The sequence below is a fragment of the Streptococcus pluranimalium genome, assembly GCF_047785705.1.
Lineage (GTDB): Bacteria > Bacillota > Bacilli > Lactobacillales > Streptococcaceae > Streptococcus > Streptococcus pluranimalium_A.
This window is the reverse complement of the sequence record NZ_JBLOJV010000086.1, coordinates 1-1,266: the sequence shown is the minus strand read 5'-3', so window position 1 is coordinate 1,266 and position 1,266 is coordinate 1. Positions and strand designations below refer to the sequence as shown.

The 1,266-nt window shown below is 35.5% G+C and carries 2 protein-coding genes and 1 pseudogene; all 3 read right to left on the bottom strand.

What is annotated here, in order from left to right; all coding sequences use genetic code 11:
* Positions 1-15: 15 nt before the first annotated feature.
* Positions 16-378, bottom strand: a complete 363-nt coding sequence (locus ACMZ6Z_RS09385; protein ID WP_416132262.1) for a hypothetical protein — start codon at positions 376-378, stop codon at positions 16-18.
* On the bottom strand, positions 365-982 hold the full coding sequence (locus tag ACMZ6Z_RS09380) for a hypothetical protein (protein WP_416132261.1): 618 nt from the start codon (positions 980-982) through the stop codon (positions 365-367). Before ACMZ6Z_RS09380 ends, ACMZ6Z_RS09385 begins: the two co-directional genes overlap by 14 nt.
* 15 nt (positions 983-997) lie before the next feature.
* A pseudogene (locus ACMZ6Z_RS09375) lies at positions 998-1,266 on the bottom strand (hypothetical protein); the annotation flags it as partial.

Here is a 1,266-nt window from a genome sequence, read left to right as displayed (position 1 = left end):
AGCTTACTTTCTAAATTAGGACTTGATGTCAGACCAACCTTTTTCTTTCAAATACTTATCAGGAATGCGACATTCAATCTCTGCCATAATCTCTCGTAAGTAACTATCCCAATCCTCAATTTCACTATAAGCGTACTTATGTTTAGAAAGAGAAATACCAAATTGGTCATTTAACACAATTGAGAAACCCATTAAACCTAACTCATAACTAAACTGAATACCAAAATAGTCATATGCAATAAATTTCAATTTAAAAGAACGATGATTAGCATCTTCTATGATATCATAAACCACAATAGTGTCTACTTTATCATCAAAAACTACTCTGATTTTTTTCCTTATTTCTCTAGCCAATTCCAACATATTATTTATCTGCATACCAATATCCTCCTATGTAATCAAGATCCCTATAACCATGTTTTTCTTTCAAATATGTCCATTCCCAGTCAATTGCTTGCCCCTCATATTGTGGAAGTGTCGGATCATGTGAAAATCGAATCTTCTTTCCTTCCATGACCGCATCATCTAAAGCAGGGATGTTAAAATATTTAAACATTTCTTTTCCTTGGGTATCTAAACCATACTCTACAGTAATTTTATCCCATTCATCTCCTAAGCTAAAGTAGGTCGTATTTTCCGCTTTTACAATATACGAATCTGGACCTGGTATTTTCCAATCCTTAGTTCCATCAGGAAGAATTGTTGGACGATATTTTCCTAATGTCATTTCATCCGAATTGGGATTGTGAATACTCCTTATTCTGATATCATCGTAAACTGCACTTGGAATCTTGCCTTTAGTCAAAAAGTAGGCAGATAAATCAGAGTAATCAAGCACACCATCTATGACCATTGCTCCTATTGTCGAACTACTTTTTACCCAACCATAATGTTTGGCAACAAGTTTTTCACCTTCTGTCGCTGGTTTGCCTGTAAATGGATTTAACCCCGTTTCATTGATATGAGCGTTCAGCTTCTCCATAAACTGTGGGTCACGCTAGTCAATAGGTTCTTTCGCCATTAACTGCTCAAAGCGATAATATAAATAATCTATGCGTGCTTTTTCTTCTTTATTTGCAAAAGCATAACCCAGTTCTAGGCCTTTTCTCGGAAGAAGAACGCTAATTTTAAGTTCGGTAATATCATGCAATGACATCGCATCTATTTCTGCCTTATCTTTCAAAGCCAGATTTGCAAACATTGTGTCAAGATGTTCCTTTTCTTGTAAACTCATCTGCCCCTGTGCTTTTAACAAAGCATAACGTG